This window comes from Shewanella sp. DAU305, assembly GCF_026802235.1.
Lineage (GTDB): Bacteria > Pseudomonadota > Gammaproteobacteria > Enterobacterales > Shewanellaceae > Shewanella > Shewanella baltica.
Map to the genome: position 1 here is coordinate 4,698,167 of NZ_CP113808.1, position 21,679 is coordinate 4,719,845.

The window sequence follows — 21,679 nt, forward strand, 5'->3', positions numbered from 1 at the left end:
CTCTCTTTAAAATACTCATAAAAAAACGCCATCGAATTGATGGCGTTTTTTATGCTTAATGTCTGATGACGCTAGGCTTTACTCACGTTAAGCCTTATTCACGTTCGTACTTTCAAAAATCTTGTCGGCAGACGCAGCCACAAAACCAGTATACAGCTCACCATTGGCCATAGGATAACGCAGTGCAAACTCATAGAAACAACTTGGGATTTCCACTGTCGCATCGGTGAATTCAAGGCCAATCTTATCGGCCATAGTCGACGATTGCTCTAATAACACTTCTGGCGAACCTTTGATCTCGCCACCTGAACCATTGAGCACAAAACCCGCTTGCTTCAGGGCATCATTCACTGACTCTAAAGTTTCAAAACCGTCGAGGTGATTGATAGACACAGTGAAATGGTTAGCGCGATAGCCAAAAGCCGCTACCCAAGCCGCATATTCGCTCTCAGTTAATAAATCCTGATAGGTTTTAGAATCTAAAGACCAATGGCGACCCGAGTAAATAAAGTTGTCCGCCGTTGTCGCCGCTACATCCACTTGGGCGATTAAGCCTTGAATGGTCTCTTGTAGCGCAGGGCTAAATTCTTCAACTAACAGCTCAGAGATAAACACTTTAGGCTGAGTCGAATCTGGGTGTTCAAAATGCTTAGCGATCAGTTTTTTCTGTTCAAACTTATAATCACCGCAAGGTACATAACCTAACGAAGTGAAATGCTTAGCGAGCACATCCAAATTCACCTTAGCGATGTTGAAAGTACGCAAGGCAATATGATCGTTGATGATTGGCTTACCATGGCCCAGCAGCGCGTGCACTTTTGCCGCAGAAGGGGTCATTTGAATATAGTCTTGCCACAGGGCGGCAAATAACGCGTTGATGTCGGTATGCATAAAAACTCCTTTTATTGTGCTGCGGTTATTGCTGTTATTTTGCCGCGAACACTAAATGTAACGACCTAAATGCCACTGTTGCAGCGTCACACATACCCACAGTAGAAGCTCAAGTTACGTTACTGCTTGTTATTAAAAAGGAAGAACATTCGTCCTTCCTCCTCTTTACCACGTACTCTTTACCAGATAAAAGTCAAATATCTACCCGCTTACAAGCTCAAACCTGGGCTTAATGTCGCAGGTAAGCTCACTGCATCGGCCTCGACCGAAGCGACAGGATAAGCACAGTAATCGGCGGCATAGAAAGCGCTCGCTCTGTGATTACCCGATGCACCTACGCCACCAAAAGGTGCCGCGCCCGATGCGCCAGTGATTTGTTTGTTCCAGTTAACAATCCCAGCACGAATGCGCGCGAGGAAATAGTCATAATCTTCACGGCTATCGGCCAGTAAACCCGCAGACAAACCATAACGCGTTTGGTTAGCCAGTTTAATCGCTTGATCGAAATCGCTATAACGCACCAGCTGTAGCAGAGGTCCGAAGTATTCTTCATCCGGCAAGACATCAATTGCCGTCACATCGATAAGGCCTGGAGAGACCAAACCTGTACCTGCTTCTAGATGGGTTAACTCGACTAACGATACGCCGCCTAAGTTCTGCAGATTCGTCTGCGCCGCAACCATACCTTTGGCGGCTGTTTCAGAAATCATTGAGCCCATAAAAGGTTGTGGCTGCGCGTTCCAAGGGCCAACTTTAATCTGTTTGACCGCAGCGGCTAACATGGCAATCAAGGCATCGCCCTGCTCGCCTTGCTCTACATATAGACGGCGCGCACAAGTACAACGTTGGCCAGAGGAGATATAAGCCGACTGCAAAATATCGTGCACGGCAGCTTTGATATCCTGCACACCTTTAATGATCAGTGGGTTATTGCCCCCCATCTCAAGTGCTAAGATCTTGCCCGGATGACCGGCATATTGTTGATGTAAAAAATGACCTGTGCGTGAGCTGCCAGTAAAGAACAGACCATCGAGCTGCGGGTGAGAAGCCAATGCTTTACCCGTATCCACTTCACCTTGGACTAAGTTGAGCACGCCAGCAGGCAGACCCGCTTTATCCCATAGGCTAACCATCAACTCGGCAACTTTAGGCGTCAATTCAGAAGGTTTAAAAATCACAGTATTCCCCGCCAGCAGCGCAGGCACTATGTGACCGTTCGGCAAATGACCGGGGAAATTGTAAGGACCGAACACCGCCACAACACCGTGGGGTTTGTGACGGATAACCGCGCGTCCCGCTGGTGTATCGTTAGCTTCAGTGCCCGTACGATTATTGTAAGCCGCGGCTGATAGTGCAATTTTGCCTATCATGGCGCCAACTTCGGTCGCCGTTTCCCACTGAGGTTTACCCGTTTCTTGGGCAATCGTTTCAGCCAATTCCGCTTTGTTGGCTTCAAGTTGGCTGCGATACGCTTCGACTATGGCTAAGCGTGCATCGAAACCTAACATAAACCAATCAAACTGCGCGGCGCGCGCGGCATCAACGGCGGCGTTAACTTGTTCTGCTGTAGCCGTTTTACCTGTCCAAATAGTTTGAGCATTGGCTGGGTTAATTGAGGCCACGTCATGACCTTTGCCAGCATGCCACTGACCTTGAATATAATGTGTCATTTGTTATTCCTACATTGCCAAAATACGGATTTGATCGCCTTTTGCGAGTAACAAACCCGCTGCCAGCTCAGGGCTGATAATGATGTGTTCGGATTTGTCGTCCACAGCCAGTGCGGCAGACGTCGCTCGATAATTGGCTAATTGAGTATTTGAGATAATAAATTGAGTGTCGGCTTCGACCATGTCACCAATATCGACGGTTAATAAACGGCTTTCACGCACGCCGCGAATGTCCGATAAACGACACTCAACCGTTGGACCACCATCAAAAATATCCACATAACCGCGGCATCGAAAGCCTTCGGCCTGCAGCAGACTTAATGCGGGGCGGGTATTGGTATGCACTTCGCCAATCACTTTCTGCGCTTCTTCCGGCAATAGACAAACGTATACCGGATTTCGTGGCATCATTTCGGCCATAAATGCCTTTTTACCCAAACCAGAAAGATAATCTGCCTGAATAAAATCAATGCCTAAAAAGTGTTTTTGCAGCCAGCCATAGAAAGGTGAATGACCATCGGCATCGCTCACACCGCGCATTTCGGCAATTACAGTTTCGCCAAAACGCTTTGCATGTTGAGCCAAAAATAGAAAGCGACTGCGGGATAACATGCGGCCATTGTTGCCCTTGCGATACGCTTCACGCAAAAACAGGGTGCACATTTCGGCGGCGCCAGTGTAATCATGGCAAAGGGTGAGGGTTTCGACCTCGTTACGCACGTCAATTTGTTCGGAATGATATACTTCGGTACCGAGTCGATAATGGTAGAAAGCATCTTCCATTCCCACGGCTGCTTCGATAGCGCACGTCCCCACCACTTCACGGGTGTCGGTATCTTCCAGCACCATCAGATAACCTTCATCGAAGGGCGCATCGACGGTTTTGACGAATGAGGCTTCTGCTCGCGCAATTTTATGTCTGAGCAAATCGGCATTCACGGGTAATGACGTAAAACCATGACCAGACTCTTCGGCAATTTGATATAAGGCTTCAAAATCGCCAGCCTGAATAGGACGTATGATTAACATCTTAGTGTCTCCTCACTTTGGCTTGCCGTGCATCAAGGCACCTCTCTTCAAAAAGACAGGTAATGATGCACGTAAGTATTCCCTGACAAAAAAGGAGTGCGAATAAATTCAGCACTCCTTTGGTCATTTAGGCGGCAGCAATGCTCGCCACAGCACGTTCAAAACGAGCTAGACCTTCAGCAATATCTGCCTCAGGGATCACCAGAGAAGGAGCAAAACGTACCACGTTAGCACCCGCCATCAGGCTCATTAAGCCTTCAGCGACAGAGGCCACCAAGAAGTCGCGTGAACGGCCTTGGTATTGTTCATTAAGAACTGCCCCTAACAGCAAACCTTTACCGCGTACTTCTGAAAATACATGATATTTTTCATTAATTTTGTTCAAACCATCGCGCAATAACTGCTCGCGATGTTTAACGCCGTCTAACACTTCAGGGGTGTTCACTACGTCTAACACAGCATTACCGATAGCGCAGGCTAATGGGTTACCGCCATAGGTAGAACCGTGAGTGCCCACTTTTAGATGTTCAGCAATCTCAGCCGTTGTCAGCATAGCTGCGATAGGGAAACCACCGCCGAGTGCTTTAGCTGTGGTTAAAATGTCAGGCACGATTTCGGTACCCATGTAAGCGTACAGTTCGCCAGTACGACCCACACCCGTTTGCACTTCATCAAAAATCACTAGCGCATTGTGCTTGTTAGCCAATTCACGCACAGCTTTTAGGAATGCAGGATCGGCATCAATAATACCGCCCTCGCCTTGCAGCGGCTCAAGCATGATGGCACAGGTTCTGTCCGTTACTGCAGCTTCTAATGCAGCAACATCGTTAAATGGCAGGTGAGTAATGCTCTGTGGCTTAGGACCAAAACCATCGGAATAGGCAGCTTGTCCACCGACGCTCACGGTGAAGAAGGTACGGCCGTGGAAGGCTTTATCGAATGCTATGATTTCGTCTTTTTCAACGCCGTGCTTTTCTAAGGCGTAACGACGGGCAAGTTTCAATGCGGCTTCGTTGGCTTCGGCGCCAGAGTTGGCAAAATACACTTTGTCGGCAAACGTGCTGTTAACTAATTTAGTCGCTAATTCTAAGGCAGGCTCGTTCGTCATTACGTTAGACAGATGCCACAATTTTTCGCCTTGTGTTTTAAGGGCATTCACAAGGGCAGGATGACAGTGACCTAAGCAATTTACCGCAATGCCGCCAGCAAAATCGATAAACTCGTTCCCCTCTTGGTCCCAAACTCGGCTTCCTTCGCCACGAACAGGGATCACAGCAGCAGGCGCATAATTAGGCACCATCACTGCGTCAAACTGGGCACGGTCTAACTTCATATCAACACTCATTCTTCTTCGTCCTTTGTGTTTGTTTAACGGCGCCTTGCACCGTCAGAGTCCCATAGGTATCTTTATCTAGAGTTAGTGATACTGGGATTGCTTGTGTCTATTAATAACCATTATTAGCGAAAATGTGATCAAAATACCAGTTTTTCACAAACATCAATCCTCGCACTTCCACCCAAAGTGCATAAAGATTGCAGTTTAAGAACTATACAAGCGGTTATGCCCGTGGCTTTCAGCATAATTAGTCAGAAAAAAAGTTATTTACCCCTCATTTTGCTAGCTATTCACTGAATGTGAATAACTACACCATTTTAACGAATCAAGTGTGAAAGCACAAAATGGCTAATTTTCGACCTCACTTCAAGGGCTTCAGGCAATAAATTGAACAAGGGAAACACATGGGGCATGTTAGGGTAAAAACAGCCCGTTATATCGCCACCGCTGGCTTTGACTTGAGCGACTAAGCGCTCAGAATCCTGCAATAACAGCTCCCGCGTACCCGCAATCACTAAGATAGGCGGCAGATCTGCCAAGTCCCCCTGCAAGGGTGATACTTTTGCTGACATGGGGTCGGCCCCTCCAAGATAAGCGCCACGTAAACGCAGCAAAGCTTCGATGGTGAAGAAGGGATCGTCAGCCGCGAGTATCAGCTCAGTATCTCCGGTTAGTGCTAAATCCAACGCGGGCGATAACAAGATACAGGCCGTCGGTAATGGCAGGGCTAAACGCTTTAATTCCAGCAACAAACTCAGGGCTAAATTGCCGCCAGCAGAGTCGCCCATGAGGATCACATTCTCAGCGCCCTTAAGCGCGATTAATTGCTTATAGGCTTCAAGCACATCATCAAATGGTGCAGGAAAAGGATGCTCAGGTGCGAGACGATAATCAGGAATATAGGCATCCAATTGACAACGTTGGCTGATATCCGCGATCAATCTTGCGTGGGCGTGGGGCGTTTTAAAACAAAAGCCTCCGCCACGGATATAAAACAGATTGCCAAGGCGAGTTTGTTGATTGAGAAGCACATAGTGCAGCAAGCTAGAGTGTTGCAAAGGGATGGTGGCACTGACTAACTTATCCGGCCAAGGAAGCCAACGTTTATCGAGATCAAGCAACTTTTTACGCACTTGCGCTAGGGGGACTTTGGCCTTGCCGCGACTGATGGATGGCCTAGCGACATAAGATAAAATAGTATTCAGTACAGATGCTTGCCAGCTTGGCATATCCCTTCCTCTACTTAAACGCCGCCATCCCGACGCTCAAGTCGCAGGTCGTGGACTACAGCAGATCTAACTTCCTATAATTCTGTGCTTTTAAGCGCAGCACTTCTTGCTCAGTTAACTCGTAATAATCGAACAATAAACGCTTTTCTTGGGGATCGATTTGACGCATTTCTTCGAGCAACACCACCTTAGCATAACAGTTTGCCCGCGCGACTAATGCGGCCTGCGGTGACAATTCTCGATAGCTTAAGGTCAGGTCTAACTCCTTCAATAACCCAGTCAAAGGGCTCGCTTCAAACTTAAGTAACTCTAATAGCTGCCAGTTCAGTTTATGACCATGGCTTAACACTTGTTCAAACACCGCTTTGGCCGGAAACTCAGTGGCAATCACCGCATCATACACTTCCTTATCACGGCTGCTGCTGGCTTCCCTTATCCACGCTCCCCAGGTTTGATCGAATAAGCGGGCACTCAAACTCAGCACAACCGAGGTGCCTAATTGATTGAGCAAGGCACTACTATAAACTAAGGCTGAGTCAGTATTATGAAGCTGAGCCAACGCATTGGCGGCTATGCCACTGACTATGCTGTAGCGCCATAATTTACGGGTAGTCCACAACAACTTAGCATTGGCGCTCGGCAGCCAATTGCGCAGGCAAAAGTAAGGGATAATCGTTCGCAGGTTTTCGATGCCGATGTAATTCATCACCAATTTGATATCAGTGACTCGCACATCTGAGCTCTGAGGCCGGCGGGCACGAAAAGACGGGCTATTGACCATATTGGTTAAGTCGCGGCATAGCCAACTTAAGTTACTGATCAGCGGTCTTAATCGCGTCGCATCAAGATTTTTTGCCAGCAGTAATTCCAGCAACAGAATTTGCGATTCATTGATCTCTGACTTAGCCAGAACCAGTTCGGGGGACGCGAGTTGATGCTCGATGGCGTTATTGACCGTTTCATGCAGCTGGCTCGACACGGCTTCAAACACTTCTTTGGCTTTAATTTGTTTCATTAAACGCGCTAAAATCGCTTCGCGCTCAACATCTAACTTATTCGCATCGGCCTCTAATTCAAGGTCGAGGTCATCCAAAAGAGTCGGGCTCGCTTTATGCTTTCCGAGGATCAATTGCTGATAGAGTCTGTGCTCTATCTCTATAATTTTGCCGGGTCTTACACCGCCCGCAACCGAAATCGCCACTATAAATCTTTCCTATATCGCTAATGCCCGAGTGACGTCAAAACAATCAAACTCTCAAAATCATTACAATTTCAGCACATACACTTAATCTTAGCAATAACGCAAAGTCGCAGAACACAAACATAGTGTTATATCGGATATTTCCTACTCAGTCGCCCAATAAAAAGGCCTCACAAAGAGGCCTTTTCAGGAAGTAGAGCTGGGTTATTTGAGTTCTTGTTCAAATAGCTTATAGATACGGCGGTATTCGTCTAACCAGCTTGATGGCTGACGGAAACCATGGGGCTCGACAGGATAAATCGCCGTTTCAAAGGTCGGTTTTTCCAGTTCGATCAAATGCTGCACCATACGCACGCTGTCTTGGAAGAAAACGTTGTCGTCCATAACGCCACTCATAATAAGCAGTGGTTTCGTTAATCCTTGGGCATACTCAATCGGAGAGCTGCGCTCATAGGCGATAGGATCAACATCAGGCGTATTTAAGATGTTGGAGGTATAAGGCGCATTATAATGTGCCCAGTCCGCCACAGGACGCAGTGCGGCTCCTGCTTGGAACAGGTCAGGTGCAGTGAACAATGACATAAAGGTTAAGAATCCGCCGTAGGAACCACCATAAGTCCCGACACGCTCCGTATCAACATTCGTATTGGTTCCCATCCAGCTAACGCCATCCTTTAAGTCTTCCACTTCTGGATGACCCATATTGCGATAAATCGCGGTGCGCCAATCTCGGCCATAACCTTTAGAGCCACGGTAATCCATATCCATCACCACATAACCTTGCTGAGTCAGCAGGTTGTGGAACATAAACTCGCGGAAGTAACCGCTAAAGCCATAGTCAGCATTTTGCAGATAACCAGCGCCGTGGTTGAAAATCACCGCAGGGTATTTCTCGGCGCGGGATTTATCATAGCCTTGTGGCAAATAGACGCGGGCGTACACCTTGCCGGCACCATGGCTTGAAGGTACAGCGACCACTTCTGGCGCTTGCCATGGATAGTTTTTAAAGGCATCGCTGGTGTAAGACGTCAGTTGCTTTAACTCACCGCCAATAGGTTGAACATAAAGCTCATTTGGCTGAGTACGGCGTGAAGCATTGAGTAGTAGCTGAGTGCCATCAGGACTTAGGCTGTAATCTAAGTTGCCATCCCACTGCGTTAACTGCTCATTTTTGCCTGTGGCTAAGTTCACCCGGTGAACGTTATAAATGCCAGGGTGAGTTTGGTTAGCTTTGTAGTAGATATAATTCGCGTCCGGTGACAGCTGGATGTCGCTCACTACAAACTTACCTTGGGTTAAGGCGCGCGGCTTTTCACCGAGTCCTTTCACATAGAGCTGTGAATAACCTGATTCTTCCGACAAATAGTACAGAGAATCCGTCCCCGGCAACCAACCGAATTGGTTATAGTCGTAATTCACCCAAGCGTCGTCATGCAAACGATGTTCGGTGGTTAATTTACCCTTAGTTAAATCGACACTGGCGATCCAGCGATCTTTGTTATCGGTGGCTTCTAGCATCAGGGCTAATTTATCTTCCGATTCATGCCACTGAATCGCGCTCTGGGTCCAGCCCCAATCCTGAATTAGCTGAATCTTGCGTGGCGCTTTAGTGCTTTGGTAAGTTTCGCCTTTCGCTTTAGCATTCTCAGCTTTCACTTTGGCAAGCACATCTTCATCAAAACCAGTCAGGCCCTCGATAGTGATATCGACTTGTTTATGCTGGTTTAAATCAAGCACTACAAAGCGCTGTCCTGGTGGCGTATCTTCAGCCACACGTGCACGTACGGGTACAGGGTCGATATACCCGTCGCTGCCTAAGTAGTTAGGCATGATGTCGTGTTCGCTACTACCGGTGTAATTCTTGTCGGTCAAGGCGAGTAAAATATAGCGGCCATCCGGTGACAGGCTAAGCTCTGACACCACTTCGCTATCGCCTAAATACCAAGTGCTGGCGGCGAGCGTCGGGTCGCTTTTTTGCAATTCATCTTTGTACTGTGCTTTGGCTTTAGCATTCTCTTGCTGCAGCGCCACATACTTAATCAATCTGTGCTGTTGCTTGGCAAGGTAAGACGTTGGCTCTTTTACACCTTCTGGGGCTTTCGCCATTTTAATTTCAGCAAGTTGCTCGACTAAGCCTGAGTCTTGATGAATTTGGAAAACATTGTCGCCCTGCCAATAGGCGATATCGCCATTATTGAGATAACGCACGCCATCGATGGCACTGCGCTGACGAGTCAGTTGGCTGATTTTACCTGTGCTTAATTGCTTAACAAAAATGTTGCCCTGATACAGATAAGCCTTGTGGGACTTAGTGCGATCAAACACGCCAAACTGCTGATCTGCCGCGTGTAATTTATCAAGCGCTAGCTCGACGGCGCGACTGTCATTGATGCCTTGCTGATAATAACTGCGCAGAGGTGAAGCACTCGCTTGGCGTGCAAACAGCACGCTTTGGCTATCGTCGCTCCAGTAAGCCTCCTTAGCGAAAACCCCCATCCAATCGGGATTTGCCATAATTTGATTAAGCGTAAGCGCCTGTGAAACCTGTGGCGGTTGGGCTAAGGGAACTTGGAATGCTTGCGGGGATGATGCAGGAGGTGCTGTTTCAGTCGATGTCGCTGCGCAACCTGCCAACACGGCAACCGCTAACGCACTTAAACCCAAATTTCGCATTACGCTTCTCATTTGTCCTTCCTTTTATTGTTATCGCAATGGCTACATGACCCAATCTAGTTGATCTGCTGGTTTTGCCTATTCGCGTAGTTTTGCCGAAGTTATAGCATAGTTAATCGCTAAACTTGCTTAAAAAAAGGATAAATCTTGTAACAGAAATTGATAGTACGAATATAGTGCGGAGAGTTTTTAGGACGAGGAGTTTTCAGGGCGAGGAAATTATACTGGCATAGTCGATTGCGCTAAAAAATTGGCTAATAGTTCGAGACCTTGCTCGGTAAGAATCGATTCGGGATGAAATTGCACCCCATACAAGGGTAAATCTTGATGACTCATGGCCATGATTTCACGGCCGTGGATCGGATCATCAAACCAAGCATCGAGAACAAAACCTTCAGGCACAGCATCCACCAATAACGAATGATAGCGTGTGACCGTTAAGGGCTGATTTAATCCCTCAAATAACCGCTGCCCAGTATGCGCAATGGCGCTGACCTTGCCGTGCATTACCCGCTCGGCACGCACCACATTGGCACCAAAAACCTGCGCCATCGCCTGATGCCCTAAACACACACCTAGGATCGGCATGCGCGTGGCAAAATGTTCAATCGCCGCAAGGGAAATCCCCGCCTCGTTGGGAGTGCAAGGGCCGGGTGAAATCACCAGATGAGTAGGCGCAAGTGCCTCGATTTCGGCGATGCTAATTTCGTCATTACGTTTAACCACTATCTCTTGCCCTAGCTGCTGAAAATACTGCACTAAGTTAAAGGTAAAAGAGTCGTAATTATCGATCATTAGCAACATACAAGATCCATTGGCCTAAATGGGTAAGAGTAGAACGCATATCCGACGGATGAATGCGGGCGCAAATGCTACCACACCTTATCCTCAAGGTTTAGCCAATTACGGCGATAAAATACAGCGACAAAAAAGCCAGTCATTGGACTGGCTCAGTTTTAAAACAACTTGGGCATTTCACCACAGCGATTTAGCGGTCGTTATTTTACGACGGTTAAATGGCTGCGACGCTTAGGTGGTTCATCCGTCGGTTCAGGCGCTTTATCGTTTGTTTCAACAACCGATAAAGATGAATCGACTTCATCGTCAAGCAAATAAGCATCTTCTATATCGAAGACAGTGCCAGCCCCATTTTCACGGGCATAAATAGCGACAATTGACGCCATTGGCAACATCACCTGCTGAGGAACACCACCAAAACGCGCATTGAACTCCACACACTCATTGCTAATTTGCAAATTGCCCACTGCGCCAGCAGCGATATTCAACACTATCTGGCCATCCTTCACGTATTGCTGCGGTACTTGAGTACCTTCGATAAAGGCATCAACCACAACGTGAGGAGTCAATTGGTTATCCATCAACCAATCATAGTAAGCCCTTAGTAAATAAGGACGATTTGGAGTCAAAGGCTTCATTACATACCCATGCGCATTTCGCGTTCAGCTTCAGTCAAAGAAGCTTTAAACGATTCACGCTCAAAAATACGTGTCATGTACGCTTTGATATCTTTAGCTACACGGCTATCTAGCTCAATACCTAATACAGGTAAGCGCCATAACAATGGGCCAAGGTAGCAATCCGCTAGACCAAATTCTTCGCTCATGAAGTAAGGCACTTCACCGAAGATAGGCGCAATTGCAATCAGGCTTTCAGTCAACTCTTTACGAGCGGCTTCAACACGATCACCCTTACGGATACGGTCAACTAGCGAATACCAGTCTGTATCTATGCGGTGCATCATCAAACGGCTTTGGCCGCGAGACACTGGATAAACTGGCATCAAAGGCGGATGAGGAAAACGCTCATCCAAATATTCCATGATAATGCGTGATTCGTATAAAACGAGTTCACGGTCTACCAAAGTTGGCACTGAGTTATATGGATTTACTTCGAGCAAATCCTCAGGCATTTCGTTAGGGTCGACCTGTAAAACATCAACAGTAACCCCTTTCTCAGCTAACACGATACGTACTTGATGGCTATACAGATCATCAGCACCTGAAAACAGTGTCATGATAGAGCGTTTGTTGGCAGCAACAGCCATTGATACCCTCCAGAATCGAAATAAAACAAAAGTAAACGAGGGGCTAAGCCCCCCGTTTACACTATGCGGATATTACATTTTACCCGTTATTGGTGCCTAGTGTACATCTTTCCAATACTCTTTCTTCAAGAGGTAGGCCACAATAAAGAATATAAACAGGAATCCGAGTACCCACCAACCCATAGCTTGACGCTCTAGCTTAACAGGTTCAGCCGAATAGACTAAGAAACCCGTGAGATCACGAACCGCTTGATCATATTCTTCCGCATTTAATTTACCGCCAGTCACCACAATAGTGCCATCTTCTTGTTTAACTGGTGTGCCTTGCAACTCTTCGAGTACATGTGGCATACCAACAGATGGGAACACTGTGTTATTCACACCAAATGGGCGACTAGGATCTTTATAGAAGCCTTTTAGATAGGAATAAACCCAATCTTCGCCACGAACGCGTGCAACTAATGTTAAATCAGGCGGTGTAGCACCAAACCATTTAGCAGCATCTTTATGCGGAATCGCGTTTTGCATAAGCTCACCAATTTTGGCATCGGTGAACATATACTTGTTACGCATGTCATCAATAGAGATACCGAGATCAGTAGCGACACGTTCATAACGCTGATACTGAGTGCTATGGCAACCAGAACAATAATGTTGGAACAGGTCCACACCACGCTCTAAAGAAGCTTTATCATGCAGGTCAACATTAGCGTCTTCTAAATGTATTTTATGCCCGCTTGCGGCCATAGCCAGCGTCGGCAACAAGGTGACTAATGCAATCAGTAATTTTTTCATTAGTGTGTCAACCTCGCTGGAACAGGTTTAGTTTTTTCATTCTTGCTGTATACCCACAGCGCCACAAAGAAACCAAAGTAAGTAAAAGTAAACACCTGTGCAACTATCGTCAGCGTCGGCGTAGCAGGAACTACACCTAAGTAACCTAACACTATGAAAGAAATTGCGAATTGAGCAATGTTCAACTTGTGCAGCGTGCTACGGTAGCGAACTGATTTAACTTTACAACGATCTAACCAAGGCAATACGAACAGTACAGCAATCGATAGCCCCATCATTATTACGCCTGCTAATTTATCAGGAATAGCACGTAAAATGGCGTAGAAAGGTGTGAAGTACCATACAGGTGCAATGTGTTCAGGTGTCTTCATCGGGTTAGCCGCTTCAAAGTTTGGCTTCTCAAGGAAGTAACCACCGCCTTCAGGAATGAAGAACAACACATAACAAAACACAATCAGGAAGCCTGCAACGCCCATGATGTCTTTAACTGTGTAGTATGGGTGGAATGGAATACCATCAACTGGCCAGCCATTCTCGTCTTTGTTCTTCTTAATCTCGATACCGTCAGGGTTGTTTGAACCCACTTCGTGTAGCGCAATTAAGTGTAAGAACACGAGTACCACTAATACTAACGGCAGTGCGATCACGTGCAGTGCGAAGAATCGGTTCAATGTTGCACCAGAGATCACGTAATCGCCACGGATCCACAGGGTTAAATCGTCACCAATAACAGGAATAGCACCAAACAGAGAAATAATTACCTGAGCGCCCCAGTATGACATTTGACCCCATGGTAGCAAGTAGCCCATAAAGGCTTCAGCCATCAACACGAGGAATATCAACATACCGAACAACCACAGTAGTTCTCTAGGCTTCTGATATGAACCGTAAATCAAACCACGGAACATGTGCAGATAGATCACTACGAAGAACGCTGAAGCACCGGTAGAGTGCATATAACGCAGCAACCAACCGTATTCAACGTCACGCATGATGTACTCAACAGAAGCGAATGCGCCTTCTGCTGTTGGTACATAGTTCATCGTCAACCAGATACCCGTCAGTAATTGGTTAACCAATACCAACATCGCTAGTGAACCGAAAAAGTACCAAAAGTTAAAGTTAGTTGGCGTAGCATACTGACCCACGTGACGGTTATAAGTCGCCGTCATTGGGATACGAGCATCAATCCAATTAATTAAATTCTTAACCATTACGCCACTCCTTTATCTACACCGATAATCACGGTGCCATCATCAACGTATTGATGTGGAGGGATAACTAGGTTCAATGGAGCAGGTACGCCTTGGAACACGCGACCAGCCATATCGAACTTAGAGCCATGACATGGACAGAAGAAACCAGAAGTGACACCTTCAACTTGCTCACCAAATGAATCTGGCAAATAAGTAGGTGAACATCCGAGGTGGGTACAAATACCGACAGCAATAAAATACTCTGGCTTAATTGAGCGCAAAGGATTTGTTGCATAATCAGGCTGCTGCATTTCGGCAGAAGCTGGATCTCTTAACTTATCATCATGTGTTGGCAGTTCATTGATCACAGCATCTGTGCGACGGACAACCCATACAGGTTTTCCACGCCACTCAACACGGATCAGCTGACCTGGCTCTACTTTACTGATATTTACTTCGACCGGTGCACCTGCAGCTTTCGCTTTGGCACTCGGATTCCATGACTTGATGAAAGGAACCGCTACAGCGACGGCACCAGCACCACCTACTACGGCGGTTGCGGCTGTCAGGAATCTGCGACGTCCGGTATCGACTGGCGCATTGCTCATCCACTTATCTCCCAGAGGGTGTTGGAATTTTTATATTTCAAAGACTTTCGGCCCTTAGTCATCACTAGGGTCAAAAATCGAAGTTTGAAGCGGGGCTCATTATAGCTAAAAATTAGAAGCAGATCATAGTGAAAACACGCAAGTAAGTTAGGGAGATTGCGTGTTTTTTAAAAAAAGTCTAAAAAATCCCCAACTATTAACCCGTTTTAATCCATTTGGATCATATTTTGAGCATCTTGTCTGTGACATCGGCATAAAGCATGCATCGCTAATATGAATACGACCGCCGTTTTCTTTACCTAAGTTAGCAATCATTAGATAAAAAAATAGGCCCTGGGTAACAGGGCCTATTAGATCAATACTTTTAACGTATTACTTCTTAGGTGCAGTGCTCTTCATATACTTGAAGAACTCGCTATCAGGCTCTAACACCATGATATCGGACTTGCCTGAGAAGCTGGCACGATAGGCTTCTAAGCTACGAACAAAGCCGAAGAACTCAGCATCTTTGCTGTAAGCATCAGAATATATCTTCGCCGCTAATGCATCACCTTCACCACGTATGGTTAAGGCTTTACGCTCAGCTTCAGCAATCTTCACTGTTACATTGGCATCAATCGTTGCACGAATGATTTCAGATTGCTCTTTACCTTGTGCTCTATGCTCTTTTGCCACAGCTTGACGCTCGGCACGCATACGTTGGTAAATACTGTTACTGACGTTAGCAGGTAAATTGATTTGCTTTACACGCACATCGACAACTTCAATACCTAAGTCTTTGGCGCTTTCTGAGGCGTTTTCTAACGCGTCATTTTGCAATTCATCACGCTTACCAGAGACAATCTCTCTGATAGTGCGACGACCAAACTCAGTACGTAAATCGTTGTTGATCTTACGTTGTAATAGCGATTCAGCATTCGACTTAATACCACCGTTTGTGGACAGGTAATATTTTTCGAAATCTGCAATACGCCACTTCACATAGGAATCGACCATAAGGTCTTTCTTCTCTGAAGTCACAAAACGATCAGCAGCACCATCGAGTGTTTGAATACGGGCATCGAGTAATTTTACTTTATCGATCACAGGCACTTTAATGTGCAGACCTGGACCGTAGACGCGGGTGACTCGATTACCGTCAACGTTGTCTTTTAAAATTTCCCCGAAACGCGCCACAATTGCGCGTTCGCCTTCATTCACCACCATTAAAGATGACAAACCAATACCTAAGAGTACGGCGATAAGAATAACGCTTAATCTACCCATGGATTACTCCCTCCCTTGGCGAGTACGATCATCGCGGGATGGACGTCCACTCAAAGGCTCATTCGCGCGAGTCGTTGATACAGATGAAGAATTGACATTTTGCTGTGGCTTAGCTTCCAGCTCAGTTGTCGCAGGCTTCTGCTGAATTAACTTATCTAGCGGTAGGTACATTAAGTTGCCGTTGTTCTTGGCATCAATCAGCACTTTATTCGTATCTGTCATCACTTGCTGCATTGTATCGAGATACAAACGCTTGCGAGTCACGTCAGGCGCGGCTTGGTACTCAGGTAATAACAGCTCAAAACGAGCCACTTTACCGCGAGCTTCTAAGACTTCACGCTCTTTATAAGCATTCGCTTGTTGTGCCATACGTTCAACTTCACCACGAGCTTTTGGTTCAATTTCACGGGCATAGGCTTCAGCTTCACGAATAAAACGTTGTTCATCTTCTTGGGCAGAAATCGCGTCATCGAAGGCGTCTTTCACTTCTTCAGGCGGACGCGCCGGTAAGAAGTTGACGTCAACAACAGCAAGACCCAATTTGTACGGTTCAAGAATGCGCTCTAACTCTTTCCACGTATCGCGACGAATAGCATCACGGCCGGTAGTCAGAATATCATCCATCTTGTTATGTCCAATGACATAACGCAGTGCACTGTCAGTCGCTTCACGCAAGCTGGCGTTCGCATCGACGGCACTAAATAGATATGAGTAAGCATCTAAAATACGATACTGAACATCAAGCTCAACTTTCACGACGTTTTCATCGGATGTCAGCATGCTACCAGACGCAGGAATAGAGCGAACCGATTGAATGTCGACGGGATAAATTTGGTCGATAAATGTGGCTTTCCAATGAAGTCCAGGGCCAATTTCGCCAGCGTGTTTACCAAATCGCAGTGCCACACCACGCTCAGCTTCTTTAATTGTATAAAAACCCGAAAGTCCCCAAACAACTACAGCAACAGAAAGAATGATGATTAGGCTAAACGAGCTAAAAGATTGGCCTGAGCCGTTTCCTTTGCCGCCAAAGCGCTTTGAAAGATTACGAAAAACCTCGTCAAGGTCCGGTGGTCCTTTGTCGTTACCACCTTTATTTCCCCAAGGATCATTACCCTTGTTACCGGGCTCGTTCCAAGCCATTTAGCACTCCATAAGTGGATGAAATAAATTAGATTATTAACAAACAGCCTCATCTATCGAATCTTCGTAGATGAAGGTTTCTAACTCACCCTGACTCTGTTTAGCTAATCGGCGCCAATCGGCGTCCGATAAACGAACAGACAAAATACAGTTCCCCAGATCGTCGTACTCTTTCTGCTGTATCGCATCCAGTCGATAAAACTGGCCAAGATAATGTCCAGCAGTTGCCGGAATTCTAAGTGTTAGCTCTTTAATCACCTCACCGATTAGCTCAGTGATGGCTTTCAACAGCAAATCAAATCCCAAACGCTTCTGTGCCGAAACCCAAACTCGAACGGGTTTGCCTATGTCGTTATATTCAATTCTTGGGGTTACATCCTCGAGTAAATCGATTTTGTTACACACCACGAGTTGCATGACTTCATCGGCTTCGATGTCTTTCAGTACAGATTGAACCTGATCAAAGTTATCCGCCATGTTTTCATCTGCACAATCAACGATATGCAGTAGTAACTCAGCTTGCCTTGTCTCTTGTAAGGTTGCCTTAAATGCAGCAACGAGATCATGGGGCAAATGACGAATAAACCCTACAGTATCCGCTAATATCACGGCACCATCGGGTAAATCTAACTTTCTTAGCGTGGGATCGAGTGTGGCAAACAACTGATCTGCAGCATAAACATCGGATGATGTTAGGGCATTAAACAGCGTTGATTTACCCGCGTTTGTGTAGCCGACTAATGACACTGTCGACAAATCACTGCGCTTACGTGCACGTCGACTCTGTTCACGTTGTTTATCAACTCGCTCTAAGCGCTTGTTGATATTTTTAATCCGTCCTCTGAGCAAACGTCTATCGGTTTCGAGCTGGGTTTCCCCTGGACCACGTAAACCAATACCGCCCTTTTGCCTTTCAAGATGCGTCCAACCACGGATCAGGCGAGTCGACATATGGCGCAATTGCGCTAGCTCCACCTGCAACTTACCTTCGTGAGTACGCGCTCTTTGGGCAAAAATATCGAGAATAAGCGTCGTACGGTCGAGTACTCGACAATGACACACTTGTTCTAGATTACGCTCTTGGGCTGGACTCAATGCATGATTAAAAATCACCACATTGGCTTCGGTCGCCGCCACTAATGCAGCTAACTCTTCAGCTTTACCAGAACCCACAAAAAATTTGCGATCCGGCGAACGTCGACTTCCAGTAATCACCCCGACTGATCGGGCTCCAGCTGATTCCACTAATAGCTGCAGCTCGACTAAATCTTCTCGGCGTTCCTCATCGGAAAAGTCGATATGGACAAGAACCGCAGTTTCTCCCGCCTCATAACGATCAAACAAGAAGTAAACTCCTTAGATATAGCTTATTCGCCACTAGGCGTATCATCTTGAGCACCATATCCGCCTTGGGCATTTTGGTGACCAGTGACGTTGAATGGGCGTGCTGGCACGACAGTAGAAATAGCGTGTTTATAAACCATTTGGCTCACTGTGTTTTTCAACAGAATGACAAATTGGTCAAACGACTCTACCTGTCCTTGGAGTTTAATGCCGTTCACCAAGTAAATTGATACAGGAACGCGCTCGCGACGCAATGCGTTCAAAAATGGGTCTTGTAAAGATTGCCCCTTAGCCATTTTATTATTTCCTTTTTAATTTATATAAAATAAATCGATATCAGTGATAGTTTTTTGTTTAGTTTTAGTATTATACAGCAAGGGCTAATAAGCTAGCGGCATTGACGCATAAGTGTAACTAAATTCCCCTCAGCACCACTTTCGAGCCAATTCAACTCTGGCCAACTGCGCAACCATGTTAATTGACGCTTAGCCAATTGCCTAGTAGCAGCAACCGCTTTTTCGACCATAGTATCATAGTCAAACTCACCATCGAGATATTGCCAGCACTGTCGATAACCCACACAACGCATTGAAGGCAAGTCTAAATGCAGGTCTCCACGGGCTTTCAGCTCTGTGACTTCCTCAAGAAAGCCCTGTTTGAGCATAATCGCAAAACGTTGCGCAATTAAGTCATGTAACACTTTGCGCTCACGCGGTGCAATAGCAAACTGCACTACGTCATAGGGCAAGGGAGCAGACTTGGTCTGAGTCAGCTCAGTCATACTCTTGCTGCTTATTCTATAGACTTCCAGCGCTCTTGAAAGTCTTTGTGGATCATTAGGATGAATTCTTTCTGCCGACACGGGATCTATCTCCCTTAATTGGTCATGCAGTGCTTCCCATCCCTTTTCATCCGCCTCAGCTTGGATTTCGGCTCTAATGGCCTCGTCCGCACTAGGCAAAGGTGACAAACCTTCGAGTAACGCTTTGAAATACATCATGGTTCCGCCAACTAATACTGGCGTTTTGCCCATACTGATAATCTGTTCTATCTCGGTTATCGCATCGGCTCTAAAGTCGGCTGCCGAATAACTTTCGCTAGGATCGCGAATGTCGATCAATCGATGTGGCCCACGGGCCAGTTCGTCGGCTGAAGGCTTGGCACTGCCAATGTCCATACCGCGATAAATTAATGCTGAATCGACCGAAATGATTTCACAGTTATGCTTTTCGGCCAATTCTAATGCTAAAGCAGTTTTGCCTGAGGCCGTTGGCCCCATCAAAAATATCACTTTAGGCTGTAATTCTTTATTCACTTGCTTGCTCTTCTAGCCACGATTGCCAAGGTAATAATATTGCTTTGTTGGCAATAAGCTGTTTTTTCTCTTCAGCTAACTGCGAAAATGCTGCCCAGATTTCTGCTGCCGAAACGAATCCCGTTAAACTGTGTTTTGCCAACCAAAATGCCAATGCGCTTGGCGCAGGTGTTTCAAAACGCAGCGATTGTAACCACTCAGGGATCACTTTTGCTAACTGGCTCTCTCTGATATATGGGGGCACTTTTTTAATAATCAACTGCTGGTAACGAATTGTTAGTTCTAAACCTAACTGGCGGATCAGCGTGTCATGTTCATCGAGCACAGCCTGCCAATCTGCATCGGCCGCGACAGACACTGGCATCAATAAAGGCTGGCCAATTAATCCGGTCGCTAGCTTAGCCTCAATCTCTTGGCAGCGCGTCGCCAATGCTACTGATTTTATTGGCAATAGACTCAGTTTATCCGCCGTCGCCATTACCCAATATTGACTATCTAAAATAGCAGGCATAGGCAGAGATGGCTGATAATCTTGATCTTTTACACTGTAAGAAGGTGTTTGCAGTAAAGCACCATAACTTGCAATTGCCGCCTTTGACGGTAATTCAGTACGTTGCCGAGATTCACCAGCAGAATAACTGCCGCGACTATTGTCCCTTGGCGTGGCCATGCTGCCAAAGGCATTCGTTTGAGTGCCAAAACTGGCGCCTTCTCGTCCTGCGCCGGCAGATTTTACTTGAACGGCAGAGGCAGCTAACGGTTGAGCAGACTCAAGTGTATCAGCTGGCACATTAACTTGAGCTGAATCAGCACCAAGTACAAAAGGGGCTGAGATTTCAGTGGCGTTTGTCGGGGCATCCACAAACACATCTTCAACTTCATCCAAGGAACTAGAGTGAACGAAGTTGAGTTCCCCTGCTTCTTCCAGCGCCGATTGCAATGCTTGCAGAATATAATCATGCACATAGCGACTCTGATGGAATCGCACCTCATGCTTAGCAGGATGCACGTTAACATCCACTTGATGGGGATCGATATCCAACATCAACACATAGCCGGGTTGCTCCAGTTCCGCTTTTTGGGCAAAAGCCTGGCGCACCGCGTGATTGACTAAGCGGTCACGGATTAAGCGTCCGTTGACATAAAAGTAATGGGTATCGCTGATAACGGGCGACCAAGGTGACTGCAAATAGCCACTTAGGCGCAAATCATCGTGTTGGCATTCAATCTTAAGCGCTTGCTCGGCAAAGGGACGGCCACTTACTTGAGTCAAACGCTGTATATACTGGGCTTCATTCATGGCGGGACGATAATTGCGTACCATCTTGCCGTTATGGGTCAGTGTGAAATGGATATCACCGCGCACTAATGCAATGCGCTTTAACCATTCATCGATATGGGTAAATTCGGTTTTATCGCTCTTTAAAAAGCGTCTGCGAGCTGGCGTATTGAAGAATAAATCCACCACCTCAATCGTCGAACCAACAGGATGCGCGGCGGGCATGATTTTAACCGCCATGTCGGCACCTTCGGCATGGGCTTGCCATGCTTCGGTTTGCTCAGCAGTGCGCGAGGTTAAGGTTAAGCGTGAGACAGAGCTGATACTGGCTAGCGCTTCACCGCGAAAACCAAAACTGAGGATCGCTTCAAGATCGTCTAAGGTGTGTAACTTTGAGGTCGCATGGCGCGATAAGGCCAGCGCGAGTTCATCTTTGGGTATGCCAGAGCCGTTATCGCGAATTTTAATCAGCTTACTACCGCCTTTGTCGATTTCAATATCGACTCGGCTCGCTCCTGCGTCGAGACTATTCTCGACCAATTCTTTGACTACGGAAGCGGGTCTCTCAACCACTTCCCCCGCCGCAATTTGGTTGGCTAATTGCGGTGGCAGGATCTGAATGCCCATCATGCTTTCCTA

At 46.6% G+C, this 21,679-nt stretch carries 19 protein-coding genes; all 19 read right to left on the minus strand.

Features of this window, described 5'->3' with window-relative positions; genetic code table 11:
• Nucleotides 1-87: 87 nt before the first annotated feature.
• The gene (locus OX890_RS19955; RefSeq protein ID WP_268649810.1) at nucleotides 88-891 is read right to left on the minus strand and encodes a DUF1338 domain-containing protein; all 804 of its coding nucleotides are present in this window, start codon (nucleotides 889-891) and stop codon (nucleotides 88-90) included.
• Between the two features lie 209 nt (nucleotides 892-1,100).
• Nucleotides 1,101-2,561, minus strand: coding sequence for a succinylglutamate-semialdehyde dehydrogenase (gene astD / locus OX890_RS19960; protein WP_268649811.1), 1,461 nt, complete (start codon nucleotides 2,559-2,561; stop codon nucleotides 1,101-1,103).
• Nucleotides 2,562-2,570: 9 nt separating this feature from the next.
• A complete protein-coding gene (gene astA / locus OX890_RS19965; RefSeq protein WP_012197665.1) occupies nucleotides 2,571-3,590 on the minus strand; it encodes an arginine N-succinyltransferase in 1,020 nt (339 codons plus the stop codon).
• Nucleotides 3,591-3,717: 127 nt separating this feature from the next.
• Entirely contained in the window at nucleotides 3,718-4,935 is a 1,218-nt protein-coding gene (locus OX890_RS19970) for an aspartate aminotransferase family protein (protein WP_006080073.1), read from the minus strand.
• 308 nt (nucleotides 4,936-5,243) lie between these two features.
• Nucleotides 5,244-6,155, minus strand: coding sequence for an alpha/beta hydrolase (locus tag OX890_RS19975; protein ID WP_126492787.1), 912 nt, complete (start codon nucleotides 6,153-6,155; stop codon nucleotides 5,244-5,246).
• 55 nt (nucleotides 6,156-6,210) lie between these two features.
• Nucleotides 6,211-7,356 (minus strand): HDOD domain-containing protein, encoded by a 1,146-nt coding sequence (locus tag OX890_RS19980; RefSeq protein WP_268649812.1) that lies wholly within the window; start codon nucleotides 7,354-7,356, stop codon nucleotides 6,211-6,213.
• A gap of 204 nt (nucleotides 7,357-7,560) precedes the next feature.
• Entirely contained in the window at nucleotides 7,561-10,041 is a 2,481-nt protein-coding gene (locus OX890_RS19985; RefSeq protein ID WP_268649813.1) for a S9 family peptidase, read from the minus strand.
• A gap of 207 nt (nucleotides 10,042-10,248) precedes the next feature.
• Entirely contained in the window at nucleotides 10,249-10,833 is a 585-nt protein-coding gene (locus OX890_RS19990) for an anthranilate synthase component II (protein ID WP_126492790.1), read from the minus strand.
• Nucleotides 10,834-11,027: 194 nt separating this feature from the next.
• Entirely contained in the window at nucleotides 11,028-11,465 is a 438-nt protein-coding gene (locus tag OX890_RS19995; RefSeq protein WP_106651680.1) for a ClpXP protease specificity-enhancing factor, read from the minus strand.
• The gene (gene sspA / locus OX890_RS20000) at nucleotides 11,465-12,094 is read right to left on the minus strand and encodes a stringent starvation protein SspA (protein WP_006080065.1); all 630 of its coding nucleotides are present in this window, start codon (nucleotides 12,092-12,094) and stop codon (nucleotides 11,465-11,467) included. Before sspA ends, OX890_RS19995 begins: the two co-directional genes overlap by 1 nt.
• Nucleotides 12,095-12,190: 96 nt before the next feature.
• A complete protein-coding gene (locus tag OX890_RS20005) occupies nucleotides 12,191-12,889 on the minus strand; it encodes a cytochrome c1 (protein ID WP_126492791.1) in 699 nt (232 codons plus the stop codon).
• The gene (locus OX890_RS20010; RefSeq protein WP_006080061.1) at nucleotides 12,889-14,103 is read right to left on the minus strand and encodes a cytochrome b; all 1,215 of its coding nucleotides are present in this window, start codon (nucleotides 14,101-14,103) and stop codon (nucleotides 12,889-12,891) included. Before OX890_RS20010 ends, OX890_RS20005 begins: the two co-directional genes overlap by 1 nt.
• Nucleotides 14,103-14,693, minus strand: a complete 591-nt coding sequence (gene petA / locus OX890_RS20015; RefSeq protein ID WP_006080059.1) for a ubiquinol-cytochrome c reductase iron-sulfur subunit — start codon at nucleotides 14,691-14,693, stop codon at nucleotides 14,103-14,105. Before petA ends, OX890_RS20010 begins: the two co-directional genes overlap by 1 nt.
• A 372-nt stretch (nucleotides 14,694-15,065) precedes the next feature.
• The gene (hflC, locus tag OX890_RS20020; RefSeq protein WP_006080058.1) at nucleotides 15,066-15,959 is read right to left on the minus strand and encodes a protease modulator HflC; all 894 of its coding nucleotides are present in this window, start codon (nucleotides 15,957-15,959) and stop codon (nucleotides 15,066-15,068) included.
• Between the two features lie 3 nt (nucleotides 15,960-15,962).
• On the minus strand, nucleotides 15,963-17,102 hold the full coding sequence (gene hflK, locus OX890_RS20025) for an FtsH protease activity modulator HflK (RefSeq protein WP_268649814.1): 1,140 nt from the start codon (nucleotides 17,100-17,102) through the stop codon (nucleotides 15,963-15,965).
• A 36-nt stretch (nucleotides 17,103-17,138) separates the two neighbouring features.
• Nucleotides 17,139-18,446, minus strand: a complete 1,308-nt coding sequence (gene hflX / locus OX890_RS20030) for a ribosome rescue GTPase HflX (RefSeq protein WP_006080055.1) — start codon at nucleotides 18,444-18,446, stop codon at nucleotides 17,139-17,141.
• Between the two features lie 23 nt (nucleotides 18,447-18,469).
• Complete coding sequence (gene hfq / locus OX890_RS20035) at nucleotides 18,470-18,742, minus strand: RNA chaperone Hfq (protein WP_006080054.1); 273 nt, start codon at nucleotides 18,740-18,742, stop codon at nucleotides 18,470-18,472.
• 92 nt (nucleotides 18,743-18,834) lie between these two features.
• On the minus strand, nucleotides 18,835-19,761 hold the full coding sequence (miaA, locus tag OX890_RS20040; RefSeq protein ID WP_126492792.1) for a tRNA (adenosine(37)-N6)-dimethylallyltransferase MiaA: 927 nt from the start codon (nucleotides 19,759-19,761) through the stop codon (nucleotides 18,835-18,837).
• Nucleotides 19,754-21,667 carry a DNA mismatch repair endonuclease MutL gene (gene mutL / locus OX890_RS20045; protein WP_126493538.1) on the minus strand — a complete coding sequence of 638 codons (1,914 nt, stop codon included), beginning with the start codon at nucleotides 21,665-21,667 and terminating at the stop codon, nucleotides 19,754-19,756. Before mutL ends, miaA begins: the two co-directional genes overlap by 8 nt.
• Nucleotides 21,668-21,679 lie beyond the last annotated feature (12 nt).

Bases quoted from the DNA above. Each gene is read 5' to 3' on its own strand.
- OX890_RS19955 (WP_268649810.1), bottom strand. From the start codon at position 891: ATGCATACCGACATCAACGCGTTATTTGCCGCCCTGTGGCAAGACTAT.
- astD (WP_268649811.1), bottom strand. From the start codon at position 2,561: ATGACACATTATATTCAAGGTCAGTGGCATGCTGGCAAAGGTCATGAC.
- astA (WP_012197665.1), bottom strand. From the start codon at position 3,590: ATGTTAATCATACGTCCTATTCAGGCTGGCGATTTTGAAGCCTTATAT.
- OX890_RS19970 (WP_006080073.1), bottom strand. From the start codon at position 4,935: ATGAGTGTTGATATGAAGTTAGACCGTGCCCAGTTTGACGCAGTGATG.
- OX890_RS19975 (WP_126492787.1), bottom strand. From the start codon at position 6,155: ATGCCAAGCTGGCAAGCATCTGTACTGAATACTATTTTATCTTATGTC.
- OX890_RS19985 (WP_268649813.1), bottom strand. From the start codon at position 10,041: ATGAGAAGCGTAATGCGAAATTTGGGTTTAAGTGCGTTAGCGGTTGCC.
- OX890_RS19990 (WP_126492790.1), bottom strand. From the start codon at position 10,833: ATGTTGCTAATGATCGATAATTACGACTCTTTTACCTTTAACTTAGTG.
- OX890_RS19995 (WP_106651680.1), bottom strand. From the start codon at position 11,465: ATGAAGCCTTTGACTCCAAATCGTCCTTATTTACTAAGGGCTTACTAT.
- sspA (WP_006080065.1), bottom strand. From the start codon at position 12,094: ATGGCTGTTGCTGCCAACAAACGCTCTATCATGACACTGTTTTCAGGT.
- OX890_RS20005 (WP_126492791.1), bottom strand. From the start codon at position 12,889: ATGAAAAAATTACTGATTGCATTAGTCACCTTGTTGCCGACGCTGGCT.
- OX890_RS20010 (WP_006080061.1), bottom strand. From the start codon at position 14,103: ATGGTTAAGAATTTAATTAATTGGATTGATGCTCGTATCCCAATGACG.
- petA (WP_006080059.1), bottom strand. From the start codon at position 14,693: ATGAGCAATGCGCCAGTCGATACCGGACGTCGCAGATTCCTGACAGCC.
- hflC (WP_006080058.1), bottom strand. From the start codon at position 15,959: ATGGGTAGATTAAGCGTTATTCTTATCGCCGTACTCTTAGGTATTGGT.
- hflK (WP_268649814.1), bottom strand. From the start codon at position 17,102: ATGGCTTGGAACGAGCCCGGTAACAAGGGTAATGATCCTTGGGGAAAT.
- hfq (WP_006080054.1), bottom strand. From the start codon at position 18,742: ATGGCTAAGGGGCAATCTTTACAAGACCCATTTTTGAACGCATTGCGT.
- mutL (WP_126493538.1), bottom strand. From the start codon at position 21,667: ATGGGCATTCAGATCCTGCCACCGCAATTAGCCAACCAAATTGCGGCG.